15 protein-coding genes are annotated in these 14,349 nt (G+C 63.1%); 6 read left to right on the forward strand and 9 right to left on the reverse strand.

Annotated elements, in window-relative coordinates; all coding sequences use genetic code 11:
* The first annotated feature begins 48 nt into the window (after positions 1–48).
* The gene (locus A3736_RS14695; RefSeq protein WP_082851530.1) at positions 49–684 is read left to right on the forward strand and encodes a hypothetical protein; all 636 of its coding nucleotides are present in this window, start codon (positions 49–51) and stop codon (positions 682–684) included.
* A gap of 33 nt (positions 685–717) precedes the next feature.
* On the forward strand, positions 718–1,182 hold the full coding sequence (locus A3736_RS14700) for an EF-hand domain-containing protein (RefSeq protein WP_067684503.1): 465 nt from the start codon (positions 718–720) through the stop codon (positions 1,180–1,182).
* Positions 1,183–1,188: 6 nt separating this feature from the next.
* On the opposite strand, the gene trmFO is transcribed toward A3736_RS14700, so the two are convergent.
* A complete protein-coding gene (gene trmFO / locus A3736_RS14705) occupies positions 1,189–2,556 on the reverse strand; it encodes a methylenetetrahydrofolate--tRNA-(uracil(54)-C(5))-methyltransferase (FADH(2)-oxidizing) TrmFO (protein WP_067684504.1) in 1,368 nt (455 codons plus the stop codon).
* 56 nt (positions 2,557–2,612) lie between these two features.
* On the opposite strand from trmFO, the gene A3736_RS14710 reads away from it, so the two are divergent.
* Positions 2,613–3,323: a lysoplasmalogenase gene (locus A3736_RS14710; protein WP_233999408.1), complete on the forward strand. Its 711-nt coding sequence runs from the start codon at positions 2,613–2,615 to the stop codon at positions 3,321–3,323.
* 3 nt (positions 3,324–3,326) lie between these two features.
* Here the strand turns inward: A3736_RS14710 and gyrA are convergent, their stop codons facing one another.
* Complete coding sequence (gyrA, locus tag A3736_RS14715) at positions 3,327–6,173, reverse strand: DNA gyrase subunit A (protein WP_067684506.1); 2,847 nt, start codon at positions 6,171–6,173, stop codon at positions 3,327–3,329.
* Between the two features lie 300 nt (positions 6,174–6,473).
* Between gyrA and A3736_RS14720 the strand changes: the two genes are divergently transcribed.
* Positions 6,474–7,754 carry a hypothetical protein gene (locus A3736_RS14720; RefSeq protein WP_067684507.1) on the forward strand — a complete coding sequence of 427 codons (1,281 nt, stop codon included), beginning with the start codon at positions 6,474–6,476 and terminating at the stop codon, positions 7,752–7,754.
* A 93-nt stretch (positions 7,755–7,847) separates the two neighbouring features.
* Here A3736_RS14720 and A3736_RS14725 read toward each other — a convergent pair whose 3' ends face one another.
* The 4 genes from A3736_RS14725 to A3736_RS14740 all read right to left on the reverse strand — a co-directional run bounded on the left by A3736_RS14725 (position 7,848) and on the right by A3736_RS14740 (position 10,632).
* Positions 7,848–8,576 (reverse strand): NYN domain-containing protein, encoded by a 729-nt coding sequence (locus A3736_RS14725; protein ID WP_067684509.1) that lies wholly within the window; start codon positions 8,574–8,576, stop codon positions 7,848–7,850.
* A gap of 82 nt (positions 8,577–8,658) precedes the next feature.
* A complete protein-coding gene (locus A3736_RS14730; protein WP_067684511.1) occupies positions 8,659–9,300 on the reverse strand; it encodes a carbonic anhydrase in 642 nt (213 codons plus the stop codon).
* Positions 9,301–9,334: 34 nt separating this feature from the next.
* A complete protein-coding gene (locus A3736_RS14735) occupies positions 9,335–9,643 on the reverse strand; it encodes a transcriptional regulator (RefSeq protein ID WP_067684513.1) in 309 nt (102 codons plus the stop codon).
* Positions 9,640–10,632 (reverse strand): sodium-dependent bicarbonate transport family permease, encoded by a 993-nt coding sequence (locus tag A3736_RS14740; RefSeq protein ID WP_067684515.1) that lies wholly within the window; start codon positions 10,630–10,632, stop codon positions 9,640–9,642. The genes A3736_RS14735 and A3736_RS14740 overlap by 4 nt, the downstream gene beginning before the upstream one ends.
* Positions 10,633–10,713: 81 nt before the next feature.
* Here A3736_RS14740 and lipA point away from each other — a divergent pair, with 81 nt between their 5' ends.
* Positions 10,714–11,670 (forward strand): lipoyl synthase, encoded by a 957-nt coding sequence (lipA, locus tag A3736_RS14745; protein WP_067684517.1) that lies wholly within the window; start codon positions 10,714–10,716, stop codon positions 11,668–11,670.
* Positions 11,670–12,125: a type II toxin-antitoxin system RatA family toxin gene (locus A3736_RS14750; protein ID WP_067684519.1), complete on the forward strand. Its 456-nt coding sequence runs from the start codon at positions 11,670–11,672 to the stop codon at positions 12,123–12,125. Before lipA ends, A3736_RS14750 begins: the two co-directional genes overlap by 1 nt.
* Here A3736_RS14750 and A3736_RS14755 read toward each other — a convergent pair.
* The 3 genes from A3736_RS14755 to A3736_RS14765 form a co-directional block, all read right to left on the reverse strand.
* Positions 12,122–12,655, reverse strand: coding sequence for a CinA family protein (locus A3736_RS14755; RefSeq protein ID WP_067684521.1), 534 nt, complete (start codon positions 12,653–12,655; stop codon positions 12,122–12,124). The two genes, A3736_RS14750 and A3736_RS14755, sit on opposite strands and share 4 nt — an antisense overlap.
* Entirely contained in the window at positions 12,652–13,191 is a 540-nt protein-coding gene (locus A3736_RS14760; protein WP_067684523.1) for a hypothetical protein, read from the reverse strand. Before A3736_RS14760 ends, A3736_RS14755 begins: the two co-directional genes overlap by 4 nt.
* Before the next feature lie 16 nt (positions 13,192–13,207).
* A partial coding sequence (locus A3736_RS14765) for a bifunctional 2-C-methyl-D-erythritol 4-phosphate cytidylyltransferase/2-C-methyl-D-erythritol 2,4-cyclodiphosphate synthase (RefSeq protein ID WP_233999409.1) occupies positions 13,208–14,349 on the reverse strand: 1,142 nt, incomplete at its 5' end.

The following is a 14,349-nucleotide window of genomic DNA, read 5'->3' on the forward strand; positions in this document are numbered from 1 at the left end:
GCTTTATGCCTAACGTTGTGTAAACCGCGATCTTTCACCGGAGGACAAGTGGACCGCAGTCTCATTCATCGAATCGCGACGAGCTATGCGCCGGCCTATGCCCGCCCGGCGATCGCCACTCTGCTTTCCCTGGAGGCGCAGTTCGCCAAATTCGTGTTCACGGCGAGCGAACCCATTCTGGCGCAGATGAGGCTGGCATGGTGGCGCGATCGCTTTGCCCAGCCGCGCGAGGAATGGCCGGTCGGTAACCCGTTGCTGGCGCAGCTTGCCGAATGGAATACGGACACTTCGGAACTCGGTAAGGTGGTCGATGGCTGGGAGGCTCTGTTGGCGAATTCGCCACCGCACGCTTCGGACTTTGAAGCCTACAGACGGGGGCGGGGGGCCGGATGGCAGGTTCTCGCCCGCCATCTTGGCCTCGGCTTCGACGAGGCCGCTATCGCGCAGGCGAGCGAGCGCTGGAGCATGGCGGATGCGGCGGCGAGCCTCTGCGATCCTGAAGCGCGGGACTTGGCGTTGCGGGAGGGGCGGAAGCTCGCCAAGCCACCACGCCTGCCGCGGGCTCTACGGCCTTTGACCGTGTTCGACGCGATCGGGCGAAGGGCGCTGCATAGCGGGGCGGCCCCCTTGTCCCGTCCAAGCGATCTTATCGCGGTCTTGCGGCATGGGCTGACGGGGCGCTAAATGAAGAGCGGGGCTTTTCGGGGAAGGGTGGGCATGCGAAACTGGCTCTTGGGTGCGTTGTGCGCGCTGATGCTCGCCGGGATCGGCTTCGTGTGGTGGCAGGGACGCGCAGAGGTGGAGCGGGGGGCCCCGCCGCCTGTTCCCGCCGAACCGACCGAGAGCTTCGAAGACCCCCAATTGCCGAGCGCCGATGCCGCCGATCTGCGCGGGCCGGAACCGCCTGAGGCGACCGAGCTGACGCGGGAACAAAGGCGCTTCTTCCGCTACGACCGCAATCGCGACTGGAAGATCTCGCGCACCGAGATGCTGTCGAGCCGGACCGATGCCTTTCGCAAGCTCGACAAGGACGGCAACAATCTGCTGGATTTCGAAGAATGGGCCGTGGCGACGGTCGACAAGTTCGAAGGCGCCGATGCGGATGGGAACCTGTCGCTGACGCCCGCCGAATTCGCGACGACCGCGCCCAAGCGCAAGGCCAAGCCTGCCTGCCGGTGTTAGGCCGGATCAGGCGGGAATCGGCTCCAGCTGGCGCAACCATGGGCCGAGCTCGGCCTTTGCGCGGGATGTGTACGCTTCCTTGCGCTGTTTCTTGCCGACTTCGTGCAGCGGCGGAAACAGGCCGAAATTGACGTTCATCGGCTGAAAGGTCTCGGCCTCCGCATCCCCGGTGATGTGCGACAGAAGCGCGCCCAGCGCCGTGGTGCGTGGGGGCGGGGCCCAATCCTGGCCGGCCAGTTCGTTTGCCGCCATCAGGCCAGCCATCAGGCCGACCGCCGCGCTTTCGACATAACCCTCGCACCCGGTCACCTGTCCGGCAAAGCGGATGTGGGCCGCGCGGTTGAGGCGCAATTGCCGGTCGAGCACGAGCGGAGAATTGAGGAACGTGTTGCGGTGCAGCCCGCCGAGCCGCGCGAATTCCGCGTTCTCCAGTCCGGGAATGGTGCGGAACAGGTCGACCTGCGCGCCGTGTTTCAGCTTGGTCTGGAAACCGACCATATTCCACAGCGTGCCGAGCTTATTGTCCTGCCGCAGTTGGACGACAGCGTAGGGCCAGCGCCCCTGTGGAAATTCCGGCGTGGTATCGCGCGGATTGTCGAGCCCGACCGGTTTCATCGGACCGAAGCGCAGCGTTTCGACGCCGCGCGCCGCCATCACCTCGATCGGCATGCAACCGTCGAAATAGGGCGTGTCCTTTTCCCATTCGCGAAATTCGGTCTTCTCGCCGTCCATCAGACCCTGATGGAACGCGTAATACTGCTCCTTCGTCATCGGGCAGTTGATGTAATCGCCCTCTTCGTTGGACGCTTCGGTCCGCTTGTTCCAGCGCGATTGGATCCAGCAGATGTCCATGTCGATGCTGTCGCGATGCACGATGGGCGCGATCGCGTCGAAGAAAGCGAGACGGTCCTGTCCAGTCGCTTGCACGATACTTTCGGCCAGCGATTGCGCGGTCAAAGGCCCGGTGGCGACGATCGTCGGCCCGCTTTCCGGCAAAGCATCGACCCGTTCGCGCACTACCGTGACGTTCGGATGCTCCTTCAGGGCGCGCTCGACTTCGGCGGAAAATACGTCGCGATCGACGGCCATGGCCGATCCGGCGGGAACGCGTGCTTTTTCGCCCGCCTGCATTACCAGGCTGTCCAGCCGCCGCATTTCATCGTGCAGCAGGCCGACCGCGTTCTTGTCGCTGTCGTCGGATCGAAAGCTGTTGGAACAGACCAGTTCGGCAAGGCCATCGGTCTGGTGCGCGGGTGTCATCTCACCCGAACCGCGCATTTCCGACAGGCGGACGCGAAAGCCGCGCCGCGCCAATTGCCACGCCGCCTCGCTGCCGGCGAGACCGCCGCCAATTATTTGAATATCATGAACCATCGCCGTCTCAGCTAGGGCAAAGATACGGCGCTTTCAACGCGCAGGGATGACGCCTTGTGGTAGTGAGCAAAGCGGGCCATGCGGCGATCATGCCGAACCGCCCCCATAAAGCCCTCATCGATCACCGGCCGTGGTTGCTGGCGAGCCTGATTTTCTCGCTCTGCTACTTCGTCTGGGGCGACACTTTGCCCGGCCTTTTCGTTATTCCGCTCAAGGGCCTAGGTGTGGGCTTGTTGGCGATCTATGCGGCGCGGCGAAGCAGCGGGACCGATGGGGTACTGGTCGCGCTCGTGCTTGGTTTGTCGGCGCTTGCCGACATGGTGCTCGAAGTTTCCTTCCTGTTCGGCGCGGCGATTTTCGCTCTCGCGCATCTCGTCGCCATTGCGCTGTATTGGCGCAATCCGAGGCAGAAGCGTCATGGTAGCCAGATGGGCGCGGCGCTTGCGATCGCCATTCTGGTTCCCGCGATCACTGCTCTGCTGACCTGGCCGCAGCCGAATTGGCACCTCGCGACGTTGTATGCCTGCACGCTTGCCGCGATGAGCGCATCGGCCTGGGTCAGCCGTTTCCCGCGCTACCGGGTGGGATTGGGCACTTTGCTGTTCGTCGCGTCGGACCTGGCGATTTTCGCGCGCGAGGCGGGCCGGATCGATCCGGCGCTGGCGGACTGGATCGTCTGGCCGCTCTATTATGTGGGCCAGTTGATGATCGCGACCGGGGTGGTGCAGACCCTTCGCAACAAGGCTGCAAAAGGCCTGCAACGCTAACGCTCAATCGCTGTCCGGTTCGCCGTCGATATTGTCGTCCGAATGGGCGGTGGTGTGCGGACTGGTCGGATGGATCGATCCGCCATGGCTGGCGATCTCGTCCGCGACCGCTTCTTCCGCCTCGTTCTCCGGCTCCTCGGTTTCGTCGATCGGTGCGGCGCCGACGATCTGCTCGTTTTTCGCCACGTTGAAGATGCGAACGCCCGAAGATCCGCGACCCGAAATCGAATAGCCCGAATGCGTGTCGAAGCCGTTTTCGATCAGATGGCGGAAATGGATCGGCAGACGGATCAGCTTCGCCTGATCGGTCACCAGCATGAGTTGCGATCCATGCTTGACCGGGAAGCTGGCCACCACCGGGCCGTTGCGGTCCGGATTGGAGGACGGCTCGCCGATATTCGTCAGCCCCTGACCACCGCGCCCGATCGTGCGGTATTCGTAGCTGGACGAAATCTTGCCGTAACCGTTCGCCGTCAACGTCAGGATAAACTCCTCGCTGTCGGCCAGTTCGGCAGCCTTGTCTTGCGGCAGAGTCGCTTCGGCGTCGTTGTTCTTCCAGGTCGCGCTGCGCAGATAGGCTTCGCGAATTTCGGTCTCCGGCTCGCCTGCGTCGAGCACCGCCATGGAAACGACCTTCGCGCCGCCCTTCAGCGTCATGCCGCGCACGCCGATACCCGTACGGCTCTTGGTTTCGCGTGCATCGGTGGCCTGGAAGCGGATCGCCTTACCCGAATCGGAAGCGAGGAAAATCTCCTGACCCTCGCTCAGCAGGCGCACGCCCACCAGCCGATCCCCGCTGTCTTCCACGAAGCCCATCGCGTATTTGCCGTTGGAGGGCACGTTGGTGAAAGCGTCCATCGAATTGCGCCGCACCATGCCCTGTTCGGTGGCGAACACGATGTTGAGCTTGTCCCACTCCGCCTCGTCTTCGGGCAGGGGCAGCACGTTGGTGACGCGCTCGTCATCGCCCAGCGGCAAGAGGTTGACCATCGGGCGCCCCTTGGTCTGCGGGCCGCCTTCGGGCAGCTTCCAGACCTTGAGGCGATAGACCCGGCCGGTATTGGTGAAGAACAGGACCGGATTGTGCGTCGAGGTGACGAACAATTCGACCACCGCGTCCTCGTCCTTGGTCGCCATACCGCTGCGGCCCTTGCCGCCACGCGCCTGGGCGCGGAAGGTCGTGAGCGGGGTACGCTTGATGTAGCCGCCGTGCGTCACGGTGACGACCATCTCCTCGCGCTCGATAAGATCCTCGTCCTCGAGGCCGTCCCAGGCCGGTGCGATCTCGCTGAGGCGCGGAGTGGCATAGGCGTCGCGGATTTCCTGCAATTCCTCGCGCATCACGGCGTAGAGCTTCACCCGGTCGCCCAGGATCGCGAGATATTCCTCGATCGCAATCGCCAGCTCTTTCAGCTCGTCCCCGATCTCGTCGCGGCCCAGCGCGGTCAGGCGGTGGAGGCGCAAGTCGAGGATGGCTTTCACCTGCCGTTCGGACAGGCGATAGGTGCCGCCTTCCTGCTCGGCATCCGGCTCGATCGCTTCGACCAGCGCGATATATTGCGCGATGTCGCCGATCGGCCATTCCTTGGCGAGCAGCTTGCCGCGCGCTTCGGACGGATTGGAGGAGCCGCGGATCATCGCCACGACCTCGTCCATGTTCGAGACCGCGACCACGAGGCCGAGCAGGATATGCGCCCGCTCGCGCGCCTTGTTCAGTTCGAATTTGGTGCGTCGCGTGATGACCTGTTCGCGGAAACTGATGAAGGCCTGGATGAAATCGCGCAGCGTCAGCGTTTCGGGCCGACCGCCGCGGATCGCCAGCATGTTTGCCGGGAAGCTCGCCTGCGCGGGTGAATAGCGCCAGATCTGATTGAGCACGACTTCGGGTGAAGCGTCGCGCTTCAGATCCACGACCACGCGCACCCCTTCGCGCGAGCTTTCGTCGCGGATGTCCGAAATCCCCTCGATCCGCTTTTCCTTCGCGGCTTCGGCGATTTTTTCGACGAGGCCGTTCTTGCCGACCTGATAGGGGATTGAGGTCAGGACGATCGAGCGGCGCTCTCCGCGCTTTTCCTCGATCTCGTGCCGGGCGCGCATCAGGATCGATCCGCGGCCGGTGGTGTAGGCCGAACGGGCACCCGATTTGCCGAGGATCAGCGGCGCGGTGGGGAAATCGGGACCGGGAATGATCTCGAACAATTCTTCCGACGTGATCGCGGGATTGTCCATATAAGCGAAGCAGCCGTCGATCACCTCGCCCAGATTGTGCGGCGGGACATTGGTCGCCATGCCGACCGCGATGCCGCCCGCGCCGTTGACCAGCAGGTTCGGGAAGCGCGCGGGCAGGACCGTCGGCTCCTGACGCGACTGGTCGTAATTGTCGGTGAAATCGACCGTGTCCTTGTCGAGATCGTCGAGCAGGGCATTCGCGACACGTGCCAGACGCGCTTCGGTATAGCGCATGGAGGCGGGCGGATCGGGGTCCATCGATCCGAAATTGCCCTGACCGTCGATCAGCGGCACGCGCATCGACCAGTCCTGCGTCATGCGGGCCAGCGCATCGTAGATCGCGCTGTCGCCGTGCGGGTGGTAATTGCCCATCACGTCGCCGACGATCTTGGCGCTCTTGCGATAGGGTCGCCCGGCCACGAAGCCGCCTTCCTGGCTGGCGAAAAGGATGCGGCGATGGACCGGCTTCAACCCGTCGCGCACATCGGGGAGCGCGCGGCTCACGATCACGCTCATCGCGTAATCGAGATAGCTGGTTTTCATTTCATCGACGATGTCGATGCGGGCGTATTCGTCGCCGCCATACGGGGCAGGTTCGATCAAATCGGTATCGTCGCTCAAGACTGCGTCTTCTCGATAATCAAAAGGATAGTGGAATGGGGAGAGGTTAGGGCAAAAAGCGCCCTTGCGCCACCTGAACCGGGGAACCGGGCGGGCCCATGATGCGCTTTATCCACACATCCGGGCTCTGGCGGCACGGCAAGGCAAATGAACCGCCGCATCGTGCGGCATTCAAACGCTATTCAGCCGATTTTGCCTAGACCTATTTGCAATCGAGGGGCCTTGCAGGCAAACGACCGCCCGACCATCGGGCGGGGCTTTAATGGGAAGCCCTCATCTACCACTCTTGGGAGCAAATTTATGCGATTTTCCGTTTTTTCCAAGCGTTCGTCCACTCTCGCTCTGGCGCTCGCGCTGGGCATGGGCGGCGTGCTGTCCGTGACCGCGCTGGAAGCACCCGCCGCCGCGCAGAAGAAAAAGAAGGACGACGATAAGGCCGCCAAGCCGCAATATTCGAAGGGCTTCGTGGCGGCCTATAATCCGGTGCAGCAGCTCGACAAGGATGGAGATGTCGAGGCGGTAAAGGCCGCGCTTCCCGGAGTAATTGCAGCCATCGAAAACGACGACGACCGAAATGTGGCTGGCAGTCTCGTTTACGCCACCGGTAGCAAGTTGAGTGATACGGCTCTGCGGCGCCAGGGTCTCGACATGATGCTCCAGAGCGGCAAGGTTCCGGCAGAAAGTCAGCCGGGATACTACCTTCAAGCCGGACAGCTCGCCTACCAGGACGAAGATTGGTCTGCGGCGCGCACCTATTTCGAGCGGGCGATGGAACTCGGATATACCGAGAACGATCTGACTCCGTCGATCGCCGAGACCTATTTTCAGGAAGAACGGTTCGCCGATGGTGTGACCTATCTGAGCCAAGCTATCGAAGCGAAGCGGCAGGCGGGTCAACCGGTCGACGAAGCGTGGATCAGGCGCGGTTTGGCGATGGCTTACAACAATCAGCTCGATGCGCAGGCGCGCGAATATTCGAGCATGTATGTCCGCGATTATCCCAGCGCCACCAGCTGGGGCGATGCGATCGGCATTCTCTACAACACGTCGGAAATCGGCGGCGAGGATTCGCTCGATCTTCTGCGACTGGCCCGTCGCGTCGATGGTCTGCGGCAGAGCAATCAGTATCTGGAATATATCGACCAGGCCGATCCGCGCAAACTGCCCGGCGAAGTCGTGGCCGTGATCGATGAAGGTTATGCCAGCGGCAATCTGGACCGTAGCAACACGTTCGTTAGCGAGGCGCGGGCCGAAGCCGCCAAGCGCGTGAAGACCGACGAGACGGAGCTACCTGAGCTTGCCAAGGATGCTCGCGCTGCGAACGCCAATCTCGTCACCGTGATGGCTGCGGGTAACGCGTTCCTCAGCTATGGCCGCGCCGCCGATGCCGAGGAGTTCTTCGCCAAGGCCGCGACCATGCCGGGAGCCAACACGCCGCTGGTTCTGACGCGGATGGGCATCGCGCAGCTCGATCAGGGCAAGTATGCCGAAGCCGAAGCGACTTTCAATCGAGTCGAAGGCGCGCGGCAGGCGATCGCCAATCTGTGGGCGATCTACACCACGCAGCAGGCGGGCTCCTGATCCTCATAAAGAATTAGCCCTGACTAGAGAAAAGGCGCGGCGGCTTCGGCCTGCCGCGCCTTTTTCTTTGCGCTGCGAATTTATGGAGTCGGCTCAGCGCAGACGTTTGACGTACATGCCGTTATTGTCGCGCCGGTCGACCTGGAACTGATCGATGGCTTCGAAAAGGTCGGAGAGGCGCTTGTATCCGTAATTGCGCACATCGAAGCTGGAGCGGTTGCCGGCGATTTTGCCGACCTCGCCCATTGGCGCGAAGCCCTTGTCGTCGCGCTTGGCGGCCTTCCAGGCATTGCCGAGCAATTCGACCAGCTCGTCGTCGATCTGTCCCTTACCGGTGGCGGCCCGCGCCTTCGGAGTTTCCGGTTCGTCGGATGCGCCTTTTATCAAGGCATCGATGTCGATGAAGCGGGTGCAGGCGCTTTTGAAGGCGGCCGGCGTCTTGCTGGTGCTGCCGAAGCCGTAGACGACCAGCCCGTCCTGCCTCAGCCGGGTGACGAGCGGGGTGAAATCGCTGTCGGAACTCATGATCCCGAACCCGTCGACCTTGCCTTGGTAAAGCAGGTCGATCGCATCGATCGTCATCGCCATGTCGGTGGCGTTCTTGCCCGCCGTCAGATCGAATTGCTGCTGGGGACGGATGCCGTATTTGTGGGTGATCTTGTCCCAATTGGCGAGATTGTTCTTGGCGAAATTGCCATAGGCCCGCTTGATATTGACCTGGCCCAATTCGGCCATGACGGTCAGCACCGGATCGATGCCCTTGGGCGTGGTGTTGTCCGCGTCGATCAGCAGGGCGATGTTCTTGAGGATTGCGTCGGTCATGCCCCGCCCATGACGCGCTAGGCCCCAGTGCGCAAGGTTGGAGCGCACAAGGATGGAGCGCGCAAGGCCGGAAGGGAGTGGTTCAATCTTCGGGCAGAAATTCGCCGGTGTCCTCGTCGAGCGTATAGAGCACGCATTCCATGATCGAGAAATGCGTACCGCGCAGCGTGAGCTCTCCGGCGTCTTCCTTCTCCTTAATCCACGAGAAGGTGCGCAGATTGGCGAGGCTCTGCCGGATTGCCGCGAATTCCATCGCCAGCTCCGCCTTTCGGCCCGTGGTACCATGCTTGGAGGCCACGGGCTCGCGCGCCTCGTCGAGGAGCTTGATCCAGTTGGCCACGAAACCGCCCTGGCCCGGTTCGGAATCGAGGAAGTCCCGTGAGAGTGCAGCTTGGCACCCGCCGCATCGCCCATGGCCCATGACCATGATCTGGCTCACCTTCAGCATCTGCACGGCGAATTCCACTGCAGCCGAAACACCATGCAGGCCGGGTGTCGTTTCGAAGGGTGGCACAAGCGCAGCGACATTGCGGACCACGAAAATCTCACCGGGATCGACATCGAAGATCTGGGCCGGATCGACCCGGCTGTCGCTGCAGCCGATGATCAGAGTCTTCGGCGACTGGCCTTCCATCGCGGTTTCTTCGAAACGGTCACGTTGGCGAGGATAGGTTCCTTCGCGAAAGCGGCGGTATCCTTCCAGAAGGTCGACGAATTCAGGCATGCAAATCTCCGTTATCTCGCGCGGCAAGCACCAATCAGAACCGTTCGCCGCGTATCACCTCAACGTCCCACATGCTCAGGATGAAGCCGAATTTCGTGAGAACGGGAGCCAGGTCTTCGGCGAGCTTCATCGCCTTGTCCTGCGCGGCGATCGTCAGCACGACGACCTTGTCCGTTCCCGTGACCCGCTCTTCCCGCCAGCGACCTTCGCTTCCTTTGCCGGAAAGCACCGGGGTGACGGACCAGCCCGTGATCCCGGCCCGTTCGATCGCATCGGTCACGCGCTTCAACAGCGCGGTGTCCGAAAGGATTTCGATGCGCTTGCGCGTAACGGTTTCGATCATGGTGCGACCACTCCACTACCGGTCAAATAGGCCGCGAAGGCGCTTATCAGCCCGATATTGACCAGGACGTTGAACGGAAAGGTGATGCTGAGCGACATGGTCAGATAAATACCCGGATCGGCTTCGGGCAGAGCAAGACGCATGGCGGCGGGAACGGCGATGTAGCTGGCACTGGCGCACAATACGCCGAGCGCGGCAGCGGACCCCGTATCGAGGCCGATGCCGACGCCCAGCGCAGTCCCGGCCGCGCCGTTGATCAGCGGCAGGATGACCGCGATACTCGCCAGCCTCCACGTAATAGCCCGCGAATCCATGATCCTACGCGCGGCGATCAGGCCCATATCCAAGAGGAAGAAACACAGGACGCCTTTGAAACCGGCCTCGAAGAACGGGCTGACTTCGGCAAAGCCGCGCTCCCCTCCGGCAAGACCGATGGCAAAGGCGCCCAGCAGGAGCACGATCGAGGAATTGGTGAGAACCTCGCGCAGCATCTCACCCGTATTCTGGTCACCGGCCTCACCGCTCTTGCCGAAACCGCGCGCCAGCATCAGTCCGCTCAGAATGGCCGGAGCTTCCATCGCCGCCATGACGGCAACCATGAACCCCGCCGGTTCGCGCGCCTGCGCACCCAGAATCTCGACGGCGGTCACGAAGGTCACCACGCTGATCGAACCGTAATGCGCTGCGACCGCGCCGGAATTGATGCGGTCCAGCCTGCCGAACCCTTTGAGCAGAGCATAGGCGAAGATAGGGATGACGAACCCCGCGAATGTGCCCGCAAGCAGCGCGGCGATTACGGTTCCGTCGATACCGGACTTCGATACCGCGAGGCCGCCCTTCAGTCCGATGGCCGCCATGAGATAGAGCGACAAGCCCTTGGCGATGGCTTCCGGAATGGCGAGGTCGGACCGGACGACTGCCGCGAAGATGCCCAGCAGGAAAAAGAGGATCACCGGAGAGGTGAATGTCTGGATGACTGTCGGGTCCATGGGCGGTCGCTTAGCTAGGCGTTCCCCCTACGGCAATAGGCCCCATTGCACCTCGGTTGTGGGACGCCTAGGTGAGCGGCCATGAACGATCTTTCCTCCGCTCCGCAGCCCGAGACACCGAGAGAAGAGGGCCGCCCGACCCGCCAGCGCAAGCCGGACTGGATCCGGGTCAAGGCGCCGGTCAGCAAGGGCTATCACGAGACGCGCAAGCTGATGCGCGATCTGAAGCTCAACACCGTCTGCGAAGAAGCGGCCTGCCCCAATATCGGCGAATGCTGGGACAAGAAGCACGCCACCGTCATGATCCTGGGCGATGTCTGCACGCGCGCCTGCGCCTTCTGCAACGTGAAGACCGGGATGCCGCGCCTCGTCGATCCGATGGAGCCGGAAAACGTTGCCATCGCGGCGGGGCAGATGGGCCTCAACCACATCGTCATCACCAGCGTCGATCGCGACGATCTGCCCGATGGCGGGGCGGGGCAATTCGTGAAGGTGATCCAAGCGCTGCGGCGCGAGACACCCGAGACGACGATCGAAATCCTGACTCCCGATTTCCGCAACAAGATGCGCCCTGCGGTCGAGGCGATCTGCGAGGCGGGGCCGGACGTCTACAATCACAATCTCGAAACCGTGCCGCGGCTCTATCCCACCATCCGCCCCGGCGCGCGCTATTATGCCTCGCTGCGTCTGCTGGAAGAAGTGAAGGCCCACGATCCGATGATCTTTACCAAGTCCGGCATCATGCTGGGGCTGGGCGAACAGCGGCTGGAAGTTCACCAGGTGATGGACGACATGCGCAGTGCGGATGTCGATTTCATCACCATGGGCCAGTATTTGCAGCCGACCCCGAAACACGCCAAGGTCGAGGATTTCGTGACGCCCAAGGCTTTCGCCGCTTACGGTTCGATCGCGCGCGCCAAGGGATTTCTCCAGGTCGCGTCCAGCCCGCTGACACGCTCCAGCTATCACGCGGGCGACGATTTCGCCCAGATGCGCGCCGCGCGGGAGGCGAAGCTGGCGAAGAAAGCCGCGCGCTGATGCCGGGCAGCCGCGAGACGCGCAGGCTCCCCTATAGCTGCGAGCAGATGTTCGACCTGGTGGCCGATGTCGGCCGCTATGGCGAATTCCTGCCGTGGGTGGTCGCCACGCGTGTACGATCCGACACCGAGCAAGAGATGACGGCGGACATGCTGGTCGGCTTCAAGGCGATCCGCGAGAAGTTCACCTCGCGCGTCACCAAGGATCGGCCCAACCGGATCGACGTTCATTATCTCGACGGTCCCTTGCGCGATCTCGATAATAGCTGGGTCTTCCGCCCGACCGAGGATGGCGGGTGCGAGATCGATTTCTGCGTCCAGTTCACCTTCCGCAACGCCGTGTTCGAAGCGCTGGCCGGCCAATATTTCGACCGCGCTTTCCGCAAGATGGTTGAAGCGTTCGAAAAGCGCGCCGACGATCTCTACGGGCGCGAACAGGCCCCCGGAACGACCTAGATTTCGCTCGGCTCGGCCTGCTCTTTGCCGTGAGGCATGAGCAGTTCGAGCGCCCACAGCGCAGCCTCGCGCCGGATCGCGGCGCGATCAGGTCCATCGAACAATTTGAGTTCGCCTTCGGGCTCGCTTTCCGAGTGGCGCGTCACGCGCGCGAAAACGACCGTGCCGACCGGCTTCAGCTTGGTCCCGCCGCCGGGCCCTGCGACGCCGCTGATCGCGACCGCCACATCGGCGCCGCTACGCTCCAGCGCGCCCTTCGCCATAGCCCAGACGCATGCGATCGAAACCGCGCCGAACGTCTCGATGATCTCGCTCGAAACGCCGAGCATCTCTCGCTTGGCGGCATTCGAATAGGTCACGTAGCTGCGATCGAAGACGGCAGAAGAACCGGGTACTTCGGTCAGCGCAGCAGCGACGAGGCCGCCGGTGCAGCTTTCCGCCAGCGCCACTGTGCGCCCGGCCTGCGCATTGGCTTCGACGACCTTGCGCGCCAGAGCCTCGATATCGCTGGGAAGCAGCCCGTCCGTCATTGCCGCTCTTCCATCGCCTTTGAGTCCTCGGCGGACGCGTCTTTATCGTTCTGGACCATTTCGAACATAAAGCCGATCAATCCGGCGATGTTTTCGACCGGCATCGGGTCGAGCAGGGCCAGTGCGCGTTCGACACTCCCGCACTGTTCCGTCTTGAGCTCGGTCGCGACGAGGGCGAAGACCAGCCCGTCGACCAAGGGCTGCAGGCTTTCATCGGGCAGGGACGCGAACATATCGAGTTCGCTCGATGCTTCGCCGCCTCTCTGCGAGGCGAGATTGATCATCGCAGTCTTCGCCCGGGGCCAATAGGCGTCGGCGCCATCGGATAATTTGGTCTGGAGACGATCGCCCTCGGTCGCCAGATAGCCGTCGGCGGACAGCGTATCGCCGCAGGTGGCGCGGAACCCTTCGAAAAGGTGGGGCAGGGCGTAGCGCGTCGCCGCCTCGACCTGCTCCGGCGTCGGATCGGCCTGGGCCGAGAGCGGCGCGGCGGCCATGGCGGCCAGAGGCGCGAGACAGAATATGAGTTTGGTCATCTGCGCATTTCCCCCGTCAGTCGAGAACCAGCGTGGCGACCGCCTGCGCGGCAATCCCTTCGCCACGCCCGGTAAAACCAAGCCGTTCCGTGGTGGTGGCCTTCACCGATACGCGATCGATGTCAACGCCGAGCAGATCTGCGATCCGCGCCCGCATGGCGGCACGGTGCGGGCCGATCTTGGGCTCCTCGCAGATGATGGTCAGGTCGATATTGCCGACCGTGTAGCCCTTCGCGCGGACCAACTTGACTGCATGTTCGAGGAACTGGCTCGATCGCGCGCCCTTCCATTGCGGATCGCTGGGCGGGAAGTGGCTGCCGATATCGCCATCTGCGATCGCGCCCAGCAACGCGTCGGTCAGCGCATGGAGCGCCACGTCGGCATCGCTATGGCCCGACAGGCCTTTGTCGTGGGCGATCTCGATCCCGCCCAGCCAAAGCTCCTCGCCCGCGACCAGGCGATGGACATCGTATCCCAGGCCGGTGCGGACCGGCGGCAATCCCGTCATGAAATCCTCCGCGAAAGTGAGTTTGGCGAGCCGCTCATGCCCGCGAACAAGCGCGACGTCCTGCCCGGCTGCGCGCAGCACCTGCGCATCGTCACCGGCCAGGGGTTTGCCTTCCCAGCCGTGATGGGCGGCGAGGATCGCGTCGAAGCGAAACGCCTGCGGTGTCTGCACGCGTCGCAGCGTCTCGCGATCGGCGGTGCCGTCCATGATCCCGTCGCGGTCCACCGCGAGACTGTCGACCACCGGCAGCACGGGGATGGCGCCGGAGTGTTCTTCGAGCGCCGCTATCAAGCGGTCGGTTACCTCTTGCGGAAGATACGGGCGCGCCGCGTCATGGATCAGGACATTCTCCGGCGGTCGGTCGGCTAGTCGATCGAGAGCACGCCGGACCGAAGCCTGACGCGTAGCGCCGCCGATGACCGTCTCGACCCGGTCGAGCCCGGAAAGCGCTGCCGCAGCTAAATCGTCCGCGCCCTGCGGAATCGCGACGACGATGCGCTCGGCTCCTTGGTTAAGCAGGGCCTCGACCGAATGGCGCAAAACCGGCTTACCGCGCCAAATGGCGAACTGCTTCGGCACCTGCTGCCCTGCTCGCAGGCCTTGCCCCGCCGCGACGATCACAGCGGCAAACGCCCGGGCGGGCGAGGGAG

Origin of the sequence: Erythrobacter sp. HI0063 (assembly GCF_001635685.1) — a bacterium.
Classification (GTDB): Bacteria; Pseudomonadota; Alphaproteobacteria; order Sphingomonadales; family Sphingomonadaceae; genus Qipengyuania.